Annotated in this window: 21 protein-coding genes and 3 riboswitches; of the genes, 8 read left to right on the top strand and 13 right to left on the bottom strand. The window is 43.2% G+C overall.

The features are described 5' to 3' along the window. Window positions 1–7: 7 nt before the first annotated feature. Window positions 8–1,702, bottom strand: a complete 1,695-nt coding sequence (locus NSU05_RS07125; protein ID WP_014479610.1) for a DUF6044 family protein — start codon at window positions 1,700–1,702, stop codon at window positions 8–10. A gap of 192 nt (window positions 1,703–1,894) precedes the next feature. Between NSU05_RS07125 and NSU05_RS07120 the strand changes: the two genes are divergently transcribed. Then, a complete protein-coding gene (locus NSU05_RS07120) occupies window positions 1,895–2,707 on the top strand; it encodes a metallophosphoesterase (protein ID WP_003245342.1) in 813 nt (270 codons plus the stop codon). 27 nt (window positions 2,708–2,734) lie between these two features. On the opposite strand, the gene NSU05_RS07115 is transcribed toward NSU05_RS07120, so the two are convergent. Then, window positions 2,735–3,286, bottom strand: coding sequence for a hypothetical protein (locus tag NSU05_RS07115; RefSeq protein ID WP_003245777.1), 552 nt, complete (start codon window positions 3,284–3,286; stop codon window positions 2,735–2,737). A gap of 91 nt (window positions 3,287–3,377) precedes the next feature. Here NSU05_RS07115 and NSU05_RS07110 point away from each other — a divergent pair, with 91 nt between their 5' ends. Continuing rightward, window positions 3,378–4,499, top strand: coding sequence for a glycosyl transferase (locus NSU05_RS07110; RefSeq protein ID WP_038428861.1), 1,122 nt, complete (start codon window positions 3,378–3,380; stop codon window positions 4,497–4,499). 14 nt (window positions 4,500–4,513) lie between these two features. Here NSU05_RS07110 and NSU05_RS07105 read toward each other — a convergent pair whose 3' ends face one another. The 3 genes from NSU05_RS07105 to NSU05_RS07095 all read right to left on the bottom strand — a co-directional run bounded on the left by NSU05_RS07105 (window position 4,514) and on the right by NSU05_RS07095 (window position 5,536). Further along, window positions 4,514–4,978 (bottom strand): MarR family transcriptional regulator, encoded by a 465-nt coding sequence (locus NSU05_RS07105; RefSeq protein WP_003232536.1) that lies wholly within the window; start codon window positions 4,976–4,978, stop codon window positions 4,514–4,516. A 132-nt stretch (window positions 4,979–5,110) separates the two neighbouring features. Next, window positions 5,111–5,293, bottom strand: a complete 183-nt coding sequence (gene ykoL, locus NSU05_RS07100) for a stress response protein YkoL (RefSeq protein WP_015252233.1) — start codon at window positions 5,291–5,293, stop codon at window positions 5,111–5,113. Between the two features lie 87 nt (window positions 5,294–5,380). Further along, entirely contained in the window at window positions 5,381–5,536 is a 156-nt protein-coding gene (locus NSU05_RS07095) for a hypothetical protein (protein WP_003232538.1), read from the bottom strand. Between the two features lie 194 nt (window positions 5,537–5,730). Between NSU05_RS07095 and tnrA the strand changes: the two genes are divergently transcribed. Then, window positions 5,731–6,063 carry a MerR family transcriptional regulator TnrA gene (tnrA, locus tag NSU05_RS07090; protein WP_003232541.1) on the top strand — a complete coding sequence of 111 codons (333 nt, stop codon included), beginning with the start codon at window positions 5,731–5,733 and terminating at the stop codon, window positions 6,061–6,063. 42 nt (window positions 6,064–6,105) lie between these two features. On the opposite strand, the gene mgtE is transcribed toward tnrA, so the two are convergent. The 7 genes from mgtE to ykoG form a co-directional block, all read right to left on the bottom strand. Continuing rightward, window positions 6,106–7,461: a magnesium transporter gene (mgtE, locus tag NSU05_RS07085; protein ID WP_038428860.1), complete on the bottom strand. Its 1,356-nt coding sequence runs from the start codon at window positions 7,459–7,461 to the stop codon at window positions 6,106–6,108. A gap of 17 nt (window positions 7,462–7,478) precedes the next feature. Further along, the gene (locus NSU05_RS07080) at window positions 7,479–7,601 is read right to left on the bottom strand and encodes a hypothetical protein (protein ID WP_009967087.1); all 123 of its coding nucleotides are present in this window, start codon (window positions 7,599–7,601) and stop codon (window positions 7,479–7,481) included. 91 nt (window positions 7,602–7,692) lie between these two features. Further along, a riboswitch (M-box (ykoK) riboswitch) is annotated at window positions 7,693–7,858 on the bottom strand. Between the two features lie 107 nt (window positions 7,859–7,965). Continuing rightward, window positions 7,966–8,103 carry a transcriptional regulator SplA domain-containing protein gene (locus NSU05_RS07075; RefSeq protein ID WP_003218541.1) on the bottom strand — a complete coding sequence of 46 codons (138 nt, stop codon included), beginning with the start codon at window positions 8,101–8,103 and terminating at the stop codon, window positions 7,966–7,968. An 82-nt stretch (window positions 8,104–8,185) separates the two neighbouring features. Continuing rightward, complete coding sequence (locus tag NSU05_RS07070) at window positions 8,186–8,698, bottom strand: PepSY domain-containing protein (protein WP_038428859.1); 513 nt, start codon at window positions 8,696–8,698, stop codon at window positions 8,186–8,188. A gap of 91 nt (window positions 8,699–8,789) precedes the next feature. Beyond that, window positions 8,790–9,470 carry a PepSY domain-containing protein gene (locus NSU05_RS07065; protein WP_038428858.1) on the bottom strand — a complete coding sequence of 227 codons (681 nt, stop codon included), beginning with the start codon at window positions 9,468–9,470 and terminating at the stop codon, window positions 8,790–8,792. Next, window positions 9,467–10,831: a two-component system sensor histidine kinase YkoH gene (ykoH, locus tag NSU05_RS07060; RefSeq protein WP_038428857.1), complete on the bottom strand. Its 1,365-nt coding sequence runs from the start codon at window positions 10,829–10,831 to the stop codon at window positions 9,467–9,469. The genes NSU05_RS07065 and ykoH overlap by 4 nt, the downstream gene beginning before the upstream one ends. 3 nt (window positions 10,832–10,834) lie before the next feature. After that, window positions 10,835–11,521 (bottom strand): two-component system response regulator YkoG, encoded by a 687-nt coding sequence (ykoG, locus tag NSU05_RS07055; RefSeq protein WP_038428855.1) that lies wholly within the window; start codon window positions 11,519–11,521, stop codon window positions 10,835–10,837. Between the two features lie 101 nt (window positions 11,522–11,622). Continuing rightward, window positions 11,623–11,735, top strand: a riboswitch (TPP riboswitch). Window positions 11,736–11,831: 96 nt separating this feature from the next. On the opposite strand from ykoG, the gene thiU reads away from it, so the two are divergent. Genes thiU through thiX form a run of 4 tightly spaced genes read left to right on the top strand, consistent with a single transcriptional unit; the run spans window position 11,832 to window position 15,404 of the window. Next, complete coding sequence (gene thiU, locus NSU05_RS07050) at window positions 11,832–12,434, top strand: HMP/thiamine ABC transporter substrate-binding protein ThiU (protein ID WP_038428854.1); 603 nt, start codon at window positions 11,832–11,834, stop codon at window positions 12,432–12,434. 1 nt (window position 12,435) lies between these two features. Next, window positions 12,436–13,035, top strand: a complete 600-nt coding sequence (locus tag NSU05_RS07045; protein WP_003232554.1) for an ECF transporter S component — start codon at window positions 12,436–12,438, stop codon at window positions 13,033–13,035. Beyond that, window positions 13,022–14,665 carry an ABC transporter ATP-binding protein gene (locus NSU05_RS07040; RefSeq protein ID WP_038428853.1) on the top strand — a complete coding sequence of 548 codons (1,644 nt, stop codon included), beginning with the start codon at window positions 13,022–13,024 and terminating at the stop codon, window positions 14,663–14,665. Before NSU05_RS07045 ends, NSU05_RS07040 begins: the two co-directional genes overlap by 14 nt. Further along, window positions 14,640–15,404 carry an HMP/thiamine ABC transporter permease ThiX gene (thiX, locus tag NSU05_RS07035; protein WP_038428852.1) on the top strand — a complete coding sequence of 255 codons (765 nt, stop codon included), beginning with the start codon at window positions 14,640–14,642 and terminating at the stop codon, window positions 15,402–15,404. The genes NSU05_RS07040 and thiX overlap by 26 nt, the downstream gene beginning before the upstream one ends. 30 nt (window positions 15,405–15,434) lie before the next feature. On the opposite strand, the gene rsbRB is transcribed toward thiX, so the two are convergent. Next, window positions 15,435–16,268 carry an RsbT co-antagonist RsbRB gene (gene rsbRB, locus NSU05_RS07030; RefSeq protein ID WP_003232560.1) on the bottom strand — a complete coding sequence of 278 codons (834 nt, stop codon included), beginning with the start codon at window positions 16,266–16,268 and terminating at the stop codon, window positions 15,435–15,437. Window positions 16,269–16,490: 222 nt separating this feature from the next. On the opposite strand from rsbRB, the gene isp reads away from it, so the two are divergent. Then, on the top strand, window positions 16,491–17,450 hold the full coding sequence (gene isp / locus NSU05_RS07025) for a serine protease Isp (RefSeq protein ID WP_038428850.1): 960 nt from the start codon (window positions 16,491–16,493) through the stop codon (window positions 17,448–17,450). 132 nt (window positions 17,451–17,582) lie between these two features. Then, window positions 17,583–17,738, top strand: a riboswitch (SAM riboswitch). Window positions 17,739–17,803: the final 65 nt, after the last annotated feature.

Raw genomic sequence — 17,803 nt, 5'->3', positions numbered from 1 at the left:
ATCCTCCTTATCTTGTTTCATATAAATAAATGCGCCAAGCGGAATCTTTATGGTCAAACGTCTTTACGAGCGCGAGATGGTTTTGTTCAGCATTCATGATCGGAACTGAAGAAAAAATGTACCGTCCACCCATTTTTTTAAATACATCTGTATTTAATTGAAGGTTGTTGATCGTTTTCTTCGAGTTCTTTTTGAAATCATATCGTTTACCGAGTTCATCGACAAAAAGGTAGCAGCGGCTGCCCCATTCATCAAAATATTGTTTCAGCCGAGAATTTTTTTCCAGCTCTTTTTCAATGATTTTCCTAAATTCATATTTATATGAAAGCGGATACAGATTGTTATACGTATCTAACGTATAAAACCCGTTATATTGGGCGATAGACGGATGCAGTCCGATGCTCGCCACCCTGTACGAATCCTGCGGACGTCCGATATATTCCTTAATCTCTTTAAATTGCTCCGATGCATAAAACTCCTTGAATGTCGGTGCGTTGTAATGAACGCCATACGTATATTCTTCATTAAAAGGCGCCAACACCATCAGCTGTGCAGCGACTGCGGCGTACACAAGCCATTTCCATCCTTTCCCCATCCGCCAAATGAGATATAAAGCAAGCGCAAAGCTCACGTATATAACAAGCGGCCGAAGAAAATGAAAACGGGCAAAATTAAATTCTGCTAAAAAGGCAAATTTCTGCTTTGGAACAGCCCAAATTTTGTTGAACCAAAACGCATACCATAATGACAATCCGTAATTAAGCACACATAAAAACAGATAAACATTTTCTGGCTTTGTCCGATTTCGTTTGAACAGCAGAGCAGCAAATACGACCAGCAGGATCGGAAGGATGACAACGGTATGAACGGTCATCACATGATTATGGCCATAGACAAAGTTTTTTACGGATAGCCGAAGAGAATGCCAAACGTCATGCCTGGATGAGATAAATTCGATACGATGCATCGGTGCGTGTTCAAACAGCATCGAATAGACAAGCCGATATTCAACGAAAAGATAGATACTCGTCATAAATGCAATACTGCCTAAGAACATCAAATTCCATCTTCTTTTTGTAATGGCATCATACAGCCAAAAACACGCCATCCCTGCCAGGAAAAAGAAGAAACCTAGAACAAAGCTTGAGTATAGAGGGAGCAAGCCCAGCGTCAGCCACTCTCTCCATGAGATATCCCCTTTTCGGATATTTAAAAAAGCCCACAGTGCCAAAGGGTACCCAAGCGTACTCAGCATTCCCGAAGGCCAGAACGGTGTTAAGGCAAATGCAAGCGATACGCCAATTCGGATGAAAGCCGCTTTTGGTTCCGGGATTATATGTTTCTTCAGCAGCACATACATTCCAAAAAAAGCGACAACTCTTGTAACCGTCTGGCTTATTGCATAGGCGGTCATGGAAGAAAAGAAAGCATGGAGCCAAACAATTCCGCTCCACTCGGTGCCAAAGGCATCCCGGGGCAGCCCGTTAATGATTTGCGGAATGGCAGCGTCAACCTTGCCGACGATTTCTCCGCTATCGGCCAGAACCTTGTACCAAGCGATGTTGGAATCTAAATTATCGTGGACCCGGATATGGGCATCTTCCTTTAAAATAAAAAGCGGGGATACATACAATAAAAGAAGAAATAATGCGATCCAGAGATAATATGTTTCTTTTTTTTGTTGTCTCATCAATCGTAACATTGCTTACACATCCATTTGTTATTCTGACTCCGTCGGCATGTTCTGCCTCATGTGTCAAAATTTATTATCCCTTTTCCCTTCCAAATCATTCATCATATGACAATCCGTTTTTCAACCTGTCTCTACCCATTAATTCCCGCTATCCATAGGGCTTGATCACTTACTATACTGATAGAAGGGAGGGGATATATTTTGTTTACAATCTTACTTTCATTGGCCATACTCGTATTTGTGCCATTTCTATATAAAGCGAACCGCAATACAAAAGATGTGAAAGTCAACACCATTTCAATCGACCAAAAAGACGGCCTTCCAGCCAGAAAAAAATTAAATATCCTTCATTTATCAGATCTTCACTTGGAAAACATTTCAGTCTCACCTGAGGAGCTGTATCATTTAACAAAAGATCAGCCTGTGGACATCATTGCTCTTACCGGGGATTTTCTTGATCGGAAACGTAATATTCCGAAGCTGGCAGGTTACTTGAACGCCTTGCAAAAGCTAAAGCCTGCATATGGAATGTACGCGGTGTTCGGTAACCACGATTATGTATTGAAAGAAGAGGACTTTCAGAGATTGAAGCGAGTTTTAGAGGAAAACGGCTGTATCACGCTGCAAAATGAACATGTTCGAATCGAGACGGCTGCAGGGCCAGTCAATATTATCGGCATTGATGATTACAGTACGAATCGAAGTAATATCACCGGCTCTTATCAAAGTCTGGAAAATGGCTATCATCTTGTCTTAACACATGACCCAAATATTATTCTGGATATGAAAGATGTTCATTATGATTACCTGCTGTCAGGGCATTTTCACGGCGGGCAAATTCACTGGCCAAAACCGTATCATTTGGTAAAAATGGGCAAGCTCGTGCGAATGAACATGATTAAAGGCCTTCATTATCATCACGATAAACCATTTTATATCAGCGAGGGTTTGGGACAAACCGGCGTAAATATCCGTGTCGGAAGCCGCCCTGAAGTGACATTTCATCAGATTTAATCAAAAAAGACTGTGCTGACCGAGGCATCAGTCTTTTTTTTGATAGGTTTTCTGCAGCTTTTCTTTTGAGATAAACAAATAGGATGAATTCGGTAAATGCCGCAAGCTCACAGGCTTTGAAGTCAAATATAAAATCGGCACATGGGACACTTTTTTAAAGCATCTGTAAAAAGGATTCACCGGGGTGATCACATCAAAGCCGAGCCTTTCCACACCTTTGTCAAGCATTGTAATCCCAATGATTCCTTTGATTTTCTCGCTTTTTTTATGATTGTTGATATAGTCAAGAAGAAGCGGCATCGATTGATATACTTTCTGATAAATAATGATTCCCTTTCTGACTGCGCTCTCAATGCTTTGAAGCTCCCTGATCAGCTTTATGTTATGCAGATGAATTTTAACGAGCACATCATTTTTTCTAATATGCGTTCCATCACTAAGCACGACATGATGTCCTTTATACTTCGTCAGCCTGACTCGAAAAACGCTTTTTTGATCGTTGTCAATCAAGCTTAGCCTTGAAAAAAAGAAATAAATCGGGTCAACCACTCTCCATATGGAAAGGAAACAGGTTTTCATCTTTTCACCTTCCTTATGATCAAAAACACCCTTATATTTTGTGAACGTTCTCCTCAAAATATAGTTGCCATATTTTTTTAGGAGGACTGTCATGAAAAACATTCTCATTTTTCCTTTTTTAAGCATTTCCACCGGCCATCATCATGTGGCTGATGCATTGCAGGCTGAATTAGAGTCTCAAGGGCTGGCAGCTGAAAAGATTGATATCTTTTCACATGCGTATAGCCGGTTAGAAAAATTGTCCTCCGTGGCTTATTTAAAATGGATTCAATATTTCCCGAAAACGTACAGCGGCATTTACAGGCTCCTCGCCTGCGGAGAATTCCAGCATGACAAACGCTATTTCATGTACGAATGGCTGTTCACACAGCAAATGAGGCACATCCTCCAAGAAAAACAGCCTGATATCGCCTTCTGCACACATGCGCTGCCTTCTTATCTGCTGAACCGACTAAAGCCTGAATATCCGAATCTGACGGTTGTGAATGTATACACTGATTTTTTCGTGAATCAATTATGGGGACGGAAGAACATTGATTACCATTTTGTTCCGAGCACGGAAGTAAAGAAGCAGCTAATATCAGAGGGGATCGATCAGAACAACATATACTTGACCGGTATTCCAGTTCACCGAAATTTTGAAATGGAATCAGCAGATACCTTGCAGCACCACCCGCCATATACCATCATCATCACAGGGGGCAGTATGGGGGTCGGCAGGATTTTAAAATGGGTGCAGGAACTGTCGCCAGGCGGAAAGATCTTATACAAAATATTATGCGGCAGAAACGAAAAGCTCTACTCCTATGTCAAAAGTTTACACCACCCCTTGATCGAGGCGATTTCTTACCTTCACAGCAAAGCAGAGATGAACCGTTTGTACGAACAGGCGACAGGCATCATGACTAAACCCGGAGGCGTGACCATCAGTGAATGCTTACAGAAACGGCTTCCGGTATTTATTTATCATGCACTGCCGGGACAGGAGGAAATGAATTTAAACCTCCTACATGAAAGGAAACTCGTCACAGATATGAGAAACTGGGACATGCAGAAAGCAGAAGAGTATATCGCGGCATTTTTTCAATCGAACGAACAGAGGAAGGAGTATAAAAAACACGTCAATGGATACCTTGGCGAAATGTCTGATAGGAAGATTGAAGATGTTTTAAAAAGAATCATATGGAATCAAAAAAACACTCTCCTGAAATAGAGAGTGTAGAATAGTTAACGAAACAGCAAATGCTGGCTGTGTATGCCTGCTTTCTTGAGCAGGACGATCAGCTGGTCCTGTTCATCAGGCGAAAGACCTGAAAACGCTCTCGCAATACGCAGTGCATGAATCGGATAAATTTTATCCAAATACTCATTTCCTTTGTCAGTTAAATGTGCGTAAACAGAGCGTTTATCTTTCGGGTCCTGCTCCCTAACTAAAAACCCGTTTCTTTCTAGTTTGTCAATAACATATGTGACGTTTCCGCTTACAAGCAGAAGTCTCGACCCAATTTGCTGTAATTTTTGCGGGCCTCTTGTGTACAGGAGCTCCAGTACAGCAAATTCAGTGGGATTAAAACCGTGCTCTTTGCTATCACGGATACTATGTTCGGACACACTTTTGAAAGCCCTTGCAAAAACTCTGTACAAATTCATCGCACGCTCAACTTCTTCTTCGTTAAACGATAATCTCATCATATCTACCTCGTATATAGGATTTTTATAAAAAAATAATGAAAACCCTTACATATAATAAGAGTTCAGTCCCTTACTATACGTATTCGCTATAATTCGAGAAATTCCTTCTAAAAGCAAAAAAATCCTTATACATTATCTTGTATAAGGATAATTTTTATGATTTGTAATGCTTCGAAAGAAATAAGCGTATTCTTTCCGAAGCTCAGAAATCGTCATTTTGTTCATGACCTCTTTATTATAAACCCCAATCTGATAGAGTTTTTCAGAATAATGGCTTCGTTCTTTTTCTAAAGCTGATTTCAATAAATTACTCATAGCGTCCTCCTTCATTTTGAGGTATCCTATACAAAAGATACTCTTTTTAAATGAACGTGGTATGAATCTAATGTAAAGAATTTATGTTTACGAAGATTTTCGGTATTGTCCGTTTTGAACCGATCTTAATAATTGAAAAGCCTGTTCTCCGGCAAGCTGCATAAACGTCTCCAGCATTTCATCACGCTTGATATCCAACTCTATAATTTCTTTTGCCAGTGAGACTGCTTTTTCTTCCTCCATGATTATCCTTCCTCCTCGTTTGATTCGTTACATAAAGGATAAAACGCGCTTGGGTGTTACGCATTATTCTTGTTAATTTTTCTTCCGTATTTTTTCAAAAATCTTCTATTTGATGTTAGAAAATATGACAAGCGTCAGGTTTTTTCTCTTTGTTTTTTATATACTATTATCAAAAGACATCCAGGGGTGGAAAAATGACCACAGAAGATCATTCTTATAAAGACAAAAAAGTGATTTCAATCGGAATTGTGAGTGAATTGACAGGATTGTCCGTAAGACAGATCAGGTATTATGAGGAACGAAAGCTCATTTACCCGCAGCGTTCTTCAAGGGGCACAAGAAAATACTCCTTTGCCGATGTGGAGCGGCTGATGGATATCGCCAATAAGCGTGAAGACGGCGTACAGACGGCAGAGATTTTAAAGGATATGCGCAAAAAAGAACAGATGTTAAAAAACGATCCGCAAGTGCGGAAAAAAATGCTGGAGGGGCAGCTTAATGCTCACTTTCGGTACAAAAACCGTTAAATATTAAAAGTCCGGCTCGCAGTTGAGACGGACTTTTTACGTTTATAATGAGTGAATGAATGCAGTGGCAATGCCAAAGTAGATTAATAAAGATAAAATATCGTTTAACGTTGTAATCAGCGGTCCAGAAGCAATTGCCGGGTCTACTTTCAGTTTGTGCAAAATAATAGGGATAATCGTTCCTGACATCGTGCCGATGATTAAGGTTAAGAACAGTGAAGAGGCGACAACAAATCCCAAAAGCGCATTCCCCTGCCATATGATGGAGACAATCGCAATCAGCACAGAACAAACCGCTCCGATAAAAATACTTGTTCTGAACTCCCGGAAGATCAGGCGCACAATCGTTTTTTTGTTCATTTCTTCTTTAGACAAACCTCTGATAACAACCGCGAGAGATTGTGTTCCCGTATTTCCTGTCATCCCTGACACCATCGGCATGAAAAACGCAAGCGCGACAACTTGCTTCAGCGCGTCTTCAAAATAGCTGATAATGCTTCCTGAAATCAGTCCGATAAACAAGAGTAAAATCAGCCATGGCAGGCGCCGGTATGCCGCCACGTAAGCTTTTGTGTCAAAGGTGATGTCTTTACCGGAAGCGGCAAATTTTTCGTAATCCTCATCAGCTTCCCGAATAACAACGTCGATAATATCATCGACCGTCACAATGCCGACAAGCACGTTGTTTTCTTCTACAACCGGTATTGCCAAAAAATCGTAACGTTCTATCAGGCGGGCAACTTCTTCCTGGTCCTGAAGAGCATCTGCTGATATGACGCGGGTAAACATTAAATCCTGCACCTTTTCTTCAGGTTCACCCAGAATCAAATCGCGGTAGGAAAGAACCCCAACCAGCTGTTTGCTTTCATTAATAACATATAAGTAGTTGATCGATTCAGCTATTTCAGCGAAGCTTTTCAGTTTGACGACCGCGTCTTTTACCGTGTAATGCTGAGGGATCCACACATACCGGTTTGTCATCATGCGTCCCGCTGATTCAGCCGGGTAATTCATCAAGAGCTGTACAGCTTTTGACTCTGACGCTTCCATGCTGGACAAAAGCTGTTCCTTCAGTTCTTCGTCCATTTCTTCAAGCAATTGAGCGAGGTCATCGTTGTCCATTTTGTTCATCGCCAGTGTTGCTTTTGTTTTTCCGACTTTATTTAAGACGACAAGCTGAAATTCGCGTTCCAGCTCCCCGATCATATCAGTGATATCGTCTACAGTTAAATAAGATAAATAGCGGGCGCGGTGTTTTTCCGGCATTTCTTTAAAAATAAATGCCATGTCATAGGGCTGAAGCTCATCAATAACACTTCTGAAATCCCTGATTTTCCCGTCTCGCAGTAAAATAATGATGCGTAAAATGAGTTCGTCATAGGTCATGTTTTGAACCATCGGGACTCGTACCTCCTCTACGGAGACGTGCCGGCCTCGCCAGAAGGTGCGGCAGTTCGTCTCCTCATCGTGTAATCAATTGTCTTGCTGTCATAGTATATGGGTACTTCTTCAGATTGACTCGAATGGGGAGAATCCATACTCCGCACCTCCTTTGATTGGTTTCGTTTTAAAGGCATAAAAAAAGCCTTCGGGATTGAAGGTGAAAGAAGCACGGCAAAAAAAGCGTGCGGGCGCCTTCAATCGTAGAGCTTTAGCACTGTATGGCATAGGACAAGCATCCAGCTGCATTAAAAATCACCTTATGTCGATGATTTCTGTTGACCCATTGGCGTCTTTGGACATTTTTGGGCAGCAGCGTATCTCCATACAGGAGCCTCACCTAACGAAGTTCCTAATTGAATTGACACACTGAGATTACAGAAAAAAACAAGCTGTGTCAACTCAAAAAAGTAATAAATACGCTTACATCACAATTACGGAACAAAACAAGGGCCTAAGCCCTTATTCTGTTGTTTGTGTCTCGTCATCTTCAGAAAGCAAATGATACGTTTCATGAAGAAATAAGGCATACTCTCCTTCCTTCGTCGGATGAGGGACATATTCAGCCTGATTGATGTATTGCTCCTCTTTCTTTTCCATGCGTTTCGCCTCCTTTTCTACTTAGATTGTCCAAAAGAAGGTTTCTTATCATGAAAAACCCCCGCTGCAGCGGGGGTTTTGATTAGTCATCTATCTCCTGTTTGATAATGCGTCCATCTTTTGCGGAAATTTCAAATTCTGTCTCAGTTCCTTGCTTCGTTTGGATTTCCATTTCATAGATGTAAGCACCGTCATCTTCGTCAAGCTTACTTTCTGTTACGGTTCCACCTGTTTGCTTTAAAGCAATTTCTTCAGCTTCTTCTTTGGTTATGGCGACTTGTTCTGCTTTCTCCTTTAACGGGTCATTAAGCTCTTGTTTTGTATGAATATCTACATAAACGTCGTAGTCTTCACCTTCTTTTTCAATCTCCACTTCATAGACTTCTTTGCCGTTGTAAAGGTCTCTGTCAATGTCTTCTACTGTGCCATCAACAACTGTTTTAGCAATTGCTTCTGCTTCTTGTTCAGTGAGTGCATCCGTCTTAGAAGAAGCCTGTCTGTTTTCATTGTTTTCTTTGGCAAACGCGTTGTAGCTGAATCCTCCGGCCGCTAGGCACCCTGCTAAAAGACCGACCATCCATTTTTTCTTGAGCATTTGTGAGTCCTCCTTTGTTTTGTATGAGTACAGTTTACACACTCAACATGAAAGGAAAACGAGAGCAAGATGAGAATTTGATGAGAAACCGTCAGTCTTCATACACAATGTTAGCTACCTTTCCTGTGTAGGCATTGATTTTCACTGTCGCTTCCTTATTATCAGGAAGATCAACGTCCACTTCAAAGATGAGAGTGCCCTCACTTTCTTCGAGATCTGCGTCATCCGCTGTTCCTCCCGTTTCTCGCTCTGCAATTGTTTTGGCTTCTTTTTTCGTAATCGGCGTTTTTTGTTGATCTTTGCTGCTGATTTGATCGGCAGACAAGACTGTTTTTGCCTGCATGTCTACCTTCACTTCGTATGTTTTCCCGTCTTCTTTTTGTATGGTATAAGTGGCAACTCGACTTTGTCGTGTTTGTTTTTTGACCGTTCCCGGCACTCGCTCAAGCGCGAGATGCTCGGCTTCTTTTTCTGTCATGGCAGATGGATTCACTGCTTTTACTCTATTCATAGAAAGAATGTCAGCCGATATTGCGTCTGCTTTTACAAAGTAAGTTCCCTTTGGATTTTCAAGGGTTATATCATATGTTTTTTTATCCTTTGATTGTGTTGCTTTCGTGACCTTGCCTTCATAAGAGGCTTCGACTTTTTTTACGACAGTCTCCTTTGACAATACGTTCTCATGGGTTTGCCGAATGATGAGAAACGTACAGATGATGACAACTAAAATGGCTACTGCAGCAAAAGATACTGTTTTTATTGTTTTAGTCATCGGCCTCCCCCATTCTGTTCGCTGAATTGCATGGTGACAGCTGTTCCTCGTCCCGGCTTGCTTTTGACAGACAGCTCAATGCCATGCTCATCGGCGATTTGCTTGGCAATGGAAAGGCCTAAACCCGTTCCGCCTGTTTTTCTGTTTCGTGCCTCATCTGCCCGGTAGAACCGTTCGAACAAATGCGGGATATGCTCCTCAGGTATTCCGATGCCTTCATCCCTCACTGATAGAAACGGCCGTCCATTCCTCGTTCCGGCTGACATCTCAATAGGCTTTTCACTATACTTTATTGCATTATCAAGCAAAATGGTCAACAGCTGCTTGATGCGTTCTTCATCAGCCTTTACAAGCAGGCTCTCTTTATCTGTTTCAAGCAATATGTCACGCTGATAAACGGGCTGGAGCGTTTGCATAACCGCGCGCGCCGCTTCAATCAGATCGATTGTTTTCAGATCAAGCTCAAGCTCTTGATGACTTTTGGCCAGCGCCAAAAGCTGATTGGTCAGTTTTTTCATATGCACCGCTTCTGAGTGAATGGCTTCTATCGACTCCTCAAGCACCTCCGGCTTTTTTGCCCCCCACCGCTTCATCAGGCTGCTGTAGCTTTCTATAATGGTGAGCGGGGTTTTCAATTCGTGTGAAGCATCTTGAACAAATTGCTGCTGTTTATCATAGTGCTCCTTCAGCATCATTGCCATTTCATTAAATGTCAGCCCCATTTGATACAATTCATCGTTGGACTGTCCTTCTAAAGAAATCGTTTTAAATTCTTTGTCTCGCTGTATGTCTTTCATTGTGATCATTAATCGTCTGATCGGATTGATGATTCGGCGGGCTAGCAAGCTGCCTGCAAAAAAAGAAGCAATGCAGACAGCAGCACTTGCAGCGATTAAAATAATTTTCAGCAGAAACAGACTCTCTTCTGTGTTCTCAAGCCTTTCAACCAGCTGAAGAGACACCACTTGTCCATCGGTCCAAATCACCGGAACAGCAGCCTCGGCAAACAGCTTGCCGTCATGTTTCCTCACATCTGCCGTTTCTCCGCTATGAAAAGAGAGAGGAAAATCTTTATAGGCTTTTTCTTTTGTGATCGTCATAACGGCTTTTTGATCACCATTCACTACACGCACCATGCCATTTGCCGGAAGATAGGCCTGCAGCATATCCTGCAAAGCCACTCCTTCTGTTTCAGCGGCACGCAGCGCTTCGGCAATGTTATCCGTCTCATCAGCAAGCCGGGCCGCATCCTTTGATGTCAGCGCAGACGAAAAAATGAGATATACTGCGGTATGAACCAAAATTAATAAAATCAACAGTGATAGCGAAGTGTATAGATGAATCTTGGTCTTCAGCTTCATCGTTTACCCCTTAATGGCATAGCCGACCCCGCGAATCGTATGGATCAGCTGTTTTTCGTAAGGATAGTCCAGTTTTTTTCTGATGTATCTTATGTAGACGTCCACGACATTTGTATCACCGATATAATCAAATCCCCATACCGAGCTTAGAATTTGCTCCCGTGTCAGCACTTGCTGCGGATGCTTTAGCATATAGACGAGCAGATCAAATTCCCGCGGCGTTAATTCCACCTCTTTGTCTCCGCGTCTCACTTCACGGGTTTTTTCGTTCACCCGCAAATCGTCATATGTAAGAAAGGTGCCGATATCTTCAGTTTTTGTTCCATTTTGTCGCAGCGCCGCCCTGATTCTCGCAAGCAATTCCTCGATTTCAAACGGCTTGGTGACATAGTCATTCGCACCGATATCCAGACCTGTTACCTTATCAGGAATACTGTCTCGCGCCGTTAATAATATGACCGGTGTCTGCGGATCCGTTTTTCTCAAGCGGCGCAGCACTTCCAGTCCGCTAAGCCCCGGAAGCATGACATCAAGAAGCACCAAGGAATACCCGCCTTCCGCTGCCGCATCCAGACCTTCTGTGCCATTGTGTTTGATGGTGACGCTGTATCCTTCATATTCCAATTCAAGCTGAAGAACCCTGGCGATTTTTTCTTCATCTTCCACAATTAATATGTGTCCTTTTTCCAAATTTGATCATCCTCTCCCGTCCCTATATGAAAAAAATGATTTCGTTGTTTACAAAATGATTCTTATCATCTATTATGATGTCAAAATAAAAAATTGTATACGGAAAGCACTAGGGGTGCTGTTTTGGCTGAGATAAAGCGCGGAAGAAACGCGCTTTGATCCCTTATGACCCGATCTGGATAATACCAGCGTGGGGAAGTGCAGGTTGACCGAATGGTGTATTTTTTTGTGCGCTTAATCGATCTATGACTGCATATTCCCTTAGGATATGCAGTTTTTTATTTTACCAAAAAAACAGGAGGTCGGAGAAATGGAGCATATTTGCGGTACAAGCAGAATCGCCGGTTTTCGCTTCTCTTTATATCCGATGACGGATGATTTTATCAGTGTGATCAAGTCTGCGCTGAAAAAAACAGATACATCCAAGGTTTGGACGAAAACCGACCATATCAGCACGGTGTTACGCGGATCGATTGATCATGTATTCGATGCTGCAAAAGCCATTTACCTTCATGCAGCGAACAGCGAAAAACACATCGTCATGAATGGCACGTTTTCTATTGGATGCCCGGGTGACACACAGGGGGATACATATCTTTCCAAAGGTGATAAGCGTGTCAATGAAGATGCTGTCCGAGGCTTGAAGGCGGAAGCGCCGTGCCAATTTGCCCTTTATCCAATGAACGAGCCGGATTATATGGGATTGATTATGAAGGCTGTCGACATTGCAAAAGCCCAAGGCACTTTCGTACAGGGTGTCCATTACGCGAGCGAGCTTGACGGGGATGCGCATGACGTATTCAGCACATTGGAAGCACTTTTCCGCATGGCTGAGCAGCAAACAAACCACATCACCATGACTGTGAATCTTTCGGCTAACAGTCCATCAAGAAAAAACAGAAAGCAGGGATAAAATGAAAAGCTGGAAAGTAAAAGAAATTGTCATCATGTCCGTTATCAGTATCGTATTTGCCGTTGTTTATTTATTATTTACACATTTCGGAAACGTGCTTGCAGGTATGTTTGGGCCAATCGCCTATGAACCGATTTACGGCATTTGGTTTATCGTTTCTGTGATCGCCGCGTACATGATTCGAAAACCGGGTGCGGCGCTCGTTTCTGAAATCATTGCCGCTCTCGTTGAGTGTCTGCTGGGAAATCCGTCTGGCCCGATGGTCATCGTCATTGGCATTGTTCAAGGACTCGGGGCTGAGGCTGTGTTTCTTGCAACACGCTGGAAAGCATACTCTCTCCCTGTCCTTATGCTTGCCGGTATGGGGTCTTCAGTAGCCAGCTTTATCTATGATCTCTTTGTTTCTGGCTATGCAGCCTATTCACCAGGTTATCTGCTCATTATGCTTGTGATCCGCCTCATTTCCGGCGCGCTTTTGGCGGGGCTTCTCGGAAAAGCTGTCAGCGACTCTCTCGCTTATACAGGTGTGTTAAACGGAATGGCACTCGGAAAGGAACTGAAAAAGAAACGGAAGCGGGCGTCAGAACATGCAAGCCTTTGATAAGCTTCTGACGGTTGAGCAGCTCAGCTTCTCTTATGAAGAAGACGAGAAACCGGTTTTTCAAGACATTTCGTTTGAGCTTCAAAAAGGAGAATGTGTTTTATTATTAGGACCGAGCGGATGCGGTAAAAGCTCGCTTGCCCTTTGTTTAAACGGTCTATATCCGGAGGCTTGCGACGGCATTCAGTCCGGACATGTCTTTCTATTTCAAAAGCCGGTCACAGATGCTGAAACCTCCGAAACGATTGCTCAGCATGCCGGGGTCGTTTTTCAGGATCCTGATCAGCAGTTCTGCATGCTGACGGTGGAGGACGAAATAGCGTTCGGGCTGGAAAATCTGCAAATTCCAAAAGAAGAAATGACAGAGAAAATCAACGCCGTATTAGAAAAATTACGCATTATCCATTTAAAAGAAAAAATGATCTCAACCCTTTCAGGAGGACAAAAGCAGAAAGTGGCTCTCGCCTGTATTTTGGCGATGGAGCCTGAGCTTATTATTTTAGATGAGCCGACCTCTCTTTTAGACCCTTTCTCAGCGCGGGAGTTCGTTCATCTGATGAAGGATCTTCAGCGGGAAAAAGGTTTCAGCCTCCTCGTCATTGAGCACCAGCTTGATGAATGGGCGCCTTGGATTGAGAGAACGATCGTGCTCGACAAATCAGGCAAAAAGGCGCTGGATGGCCTGACAAAAAATATATTTCAGCATGAAGCGGAGACACTAAAGAAATTGGGCATCGCCATTCCAAAGGTCTGTCATCTGCAGGAAAAGCTGAGTATGCCGTTTACTTTATCAAAAGAGATGCTGTTCAAAGAGCCTATTCCTGCCGGGCATGTCAAAAAGAAGAAAGCCCCTTCTGGGGAGAGTGTGCTTGAAGTCAGCAGCCTTTCGTTCGTGAGAGGACAACAGGCGATTTTCAATGACATCAGCTTTTCGTTGCGCGAAGGCTCCTTAACGGCGCTTGTCGGTCCGAACGGAACTGGAAAATCGACGCTCCTATCAGTTCTGGCCCGTCTCATGAAACCGCAAAGCGGCAAAATCCTTCTCTATGATCAGCCGCTGCAGAAATATAAAGAAAAAGAATTGCGTAAACGGATGGGATTTGTTTTTCAAAACCCTGAGCATCAATTCGTCACCGATACGGTGTATGACGAGCTTCTGTTCGGCCAGAAAGCAAATGCTGAAACTGAGAAAAAAGCGCAACACCTGCTGCAGCGTTTTGGTCTTGCACATTTGGCTGATCATCATCCGTTTGCGATCAGCCAAGGGCAAAAACGGCAACTGAGCGTTGCTACTATGCTCATGCATGACGTAAAGGTTTTATTATTAGACGAACCAACCTTTGGCCAGGATGCCCGCACAGCGGCTGAATGCATGGAAATGATTCAGCGTATCAAGGCAGAGGGAACCGCTGTCCTTATGATTACACACGATATGGAGCTAGTCTCTTCGTATGCTGACAGCGTGCTTGTCCTTCACGATACAGGCCTGGCCTTTGACGGATCTCCAGCGCAGTTGTTTTCTCAAGAAACAGGGCTTGTCCAAAAAGCAAAGCTCACCCTTCCCCTTCTATATGAATGGATGGCATTTCAAGAGGAGGTGCGTGATGAAGCAGCCGTTACATCTCATTAATCCGACTGTGAAAGCGGCGGCGGTTTTTTGTTGTGTCGTCATGCTGTCGTTTATTTACAACCCATACACTCCGGCATGTTTTTATATCATCATCGTTGCGGGCGTTCTACTGGCGGCCGGAATCTCATTGGAAAAATGGTTGTTGTTCACGATTCCGTTTTTGGTTTTAGCATTCGGATGCGTGTGGACAGCCGCAGTTTTTGGAAAGGTGCCGACAACACCGGATAATTTTTTGTTTCAAGCAGGCCCTATCTCAATTAACAGCGATAATGTGTCTGTCGGCATCTCTCTCGGGTTTCGTATTTTATGCTTTTCCGCCTTATCGATGATGTTTGTTTTTACAACCGATCCGATTCTATTTATGCTGAGCCTTGTCCAGCAGTGCAGGCTCTCACCAAAGCTCGCGTACGGTGTCATTGCAGGCTTTCGCTTTCTTCCGCTGTTAAAGGATGAAGTCCAGCTGATTCAGCAGGCTCATAAAATCAGAGGAGGAGCGGCGGAGAGCGGCATCATTAATAAAATCAGTGCGTTAAAACGATATACCATACCGCTATTGGCAAGCGCCATCAGAAAAGCGGAACGGACAGCGCTTGCGATGGAATCGAAAGGATTTACAGGAAGCAGAAACCGGACATACTACAGGACATTGAGCGTGAACCGGCGCGACTGGGTGTTCTTTTGCCTCGTCCTCATATTATTCGCGGGATCCTTTCTCGTATCTTTATGTTTCGCATCATAAAAAATCCGCTATCACAGATAGCGGATTTTTTTATTGATGATAGTTTAATGCTTGAGCAAGGTTGGTTTTAATAGTAATATTCGAAAAGTCAATCCCCAGCTGTACAGCAGTTTGCGCAATTTCAGGCCTGATTCCTGACAGGGTTGACCGGACACCGATCAGATTAAGCGCCTCAATCAATTTAAAGATCTGGTGCGCCACCATCGTATCCACCACAACAACACCTGACAGATCGATTAACAGATGCTCCACACGTCTTTTCGCACAAGCTTGAAGCGTGTTTTCCAGAATAAACTTCGCCCGTTCGGTATCAATGTCACCGACAAGCGGCAGCAGAGCTGTTGATTTGCTCAGGGTAATGACAGGTGAGCTTAATTCCAATATCATTTCTCTTTGGGCGTTTAATTGCTGCTTGGCATTCATTTCAGCGTGATCAACGAATGTATAAATGGTGAAATCAAATACTTTCACAATCAAATCAGCCCATTTTTGCTTCTCTCCCGGCTCAAACGCTGACTCATTTTCTTCTGCGAACTTCTCAAAATACTTCGTATATAATCTCCTGTTTCTCATAAACTCCCGAATGACATACTGAACCGGTGTGTCGAGATGTTTTTGATCGTTGGTCAGCTCAATGACCCACTCTTGAAACTCTTCGAGAAATTGTTTTTCCGGTAAAACATACATGTAATTCAGATGCCGGTAAAATTCTCTGTCCTGCTCTTTCAATTCTTCCGTTACTGTTGCATTATGTAGGGCGTAAAGCGAATTCGGATCACTTTCCTCCATCGTTTCAATCCATTCCTCGGCCATTTGTTCCACATGCTCTGAAAAAAATGCATATAATTTTTCATTCAGTTTCATGACACTGCTCCTTTCCCCAACACTATTATAACTTGACTTACAGTTGAATCCCAGTCATACACGCCGAAGCCATCCAATATTTTGAAAATTACTAATTCTTTGGTGTGTATCCTATTTTTTCAAAATGCTTCAAATGGCTCTGTCCGAGCGCTTGTTTTTTTCATATAATATGAGGCAACACCCTTGAATCCACTTGAAAGCATAAAAAAGGAGGGCTTTTTTATGAATGGTGAAATCCGCTTGATCCCGTATGTGACGAATGAGCAGATCATGGATGTAAACGAGCTTCCTGAGGGCATTAAAGTGATTAAGGCGCCAGAAATGTGGGCAAAAGGGGTAAAAGGCAAAAATATTAAAGTTGCTGTATTAGACACGGGCTGCGACACAAGCCACCCTGATTTAAAAAATCAAATCATCGGCGGAAAGAACTTCACGGATGACGACGGCGGCAAGGAAGATGCGATTTCCGACTACAACGGACACGGCACACACGTCGCCGGAACGATTGCAGCAAATGATTCAAACGGAGGCATTGCCGGAGTCGCGCCTGAGGCAAGCCTATTGATTGTGAAGGTTCTTGGCGGCGAGAACGGCAGCGGACAATACGAATGGATAATTAACGGCATCAACTACGCGGTGGAACAGAAAGTCGACATCATCTCAATGTCCCTTGGAGGGCCAAGCGATGTGCCAGAGCTGGAAGAAGCAGTGAAAAACGCAGTGAAAAACGGAGTGCTTGTCGTTTGTGCAGCGGGAAATGAAGGTGACGGCGACGAACGCACAGAAGAGCTTTCCTACCCCGCAGCTTATAATGAAGTGATTGCAGTTGGATCTGTTTCTGTAGCGCAAGAATTATCAGAATTTTCTAACGCAAATAAAGAGATTGACCTTGTGGCACCAGGAGAAAACATCTTATCCACCCTTCCCAACAAGAAGTACGGTAAGCTGACCGGCACTTCAATGGCTGCCCCTCATGTCAGCGGTGCGCTTGCTTTAATCAAAAGCTATGAAGAAGAATCATTTCAAAGAAAGCTTTCTGAATCTGAGGTTTTCGCACAGCTAATCCGCAGGACACTTCCTCTTGATATTGCAAAAACGCTGGCAGGCAATGGATTCCTGTATTTAACAGCTCCTGATGAGCTCGCAGAAAAAGCAGAGCAATCACATTTGTTGACCCTATAAGATTATTTTTCTTATATAATATACGCCACATCATGTAAATAAAAATTTCAAATTCTATGTTGACAATGAATTTGAATTACTGTTAAGATTACCAACAAATGATTCAACTTTTCAAAAAATTAATAACATTTTCTCTTATCGAGAGTTGGGCGAGGGATTGGCCTTTTGACCCCAACAGCAACCGACCGTAATACCATTGTGAAATGGGGCGCACTGCTTTTCGCGCCGAGACTGATGTCTCATAGGGCACGGTGCTAATTCCATCAGATTGTGTCTGAGAGATGAGAGAGGCAGTGTTTTACGTAGAAAAGCCTCTTTCTCTCATGGGAAAGAGGCTTTTTGTTGTGAGAAAA

Origin of the sequence: Bacillus sp. EU52 (genome assembly GCF_037964975.1) — a bacterium.
Taxonomy (GTDB): Bacteria; Bacillota; Bacilli; order Bacillales; family Bacillaceae; genus Bacillus; species Bacillus subtilis.
The sequence above is the reverse complement of the archived record's forward strand: the minus strand, read 5'-3'. Positions and strand labels throughout refer to the sequence as shown.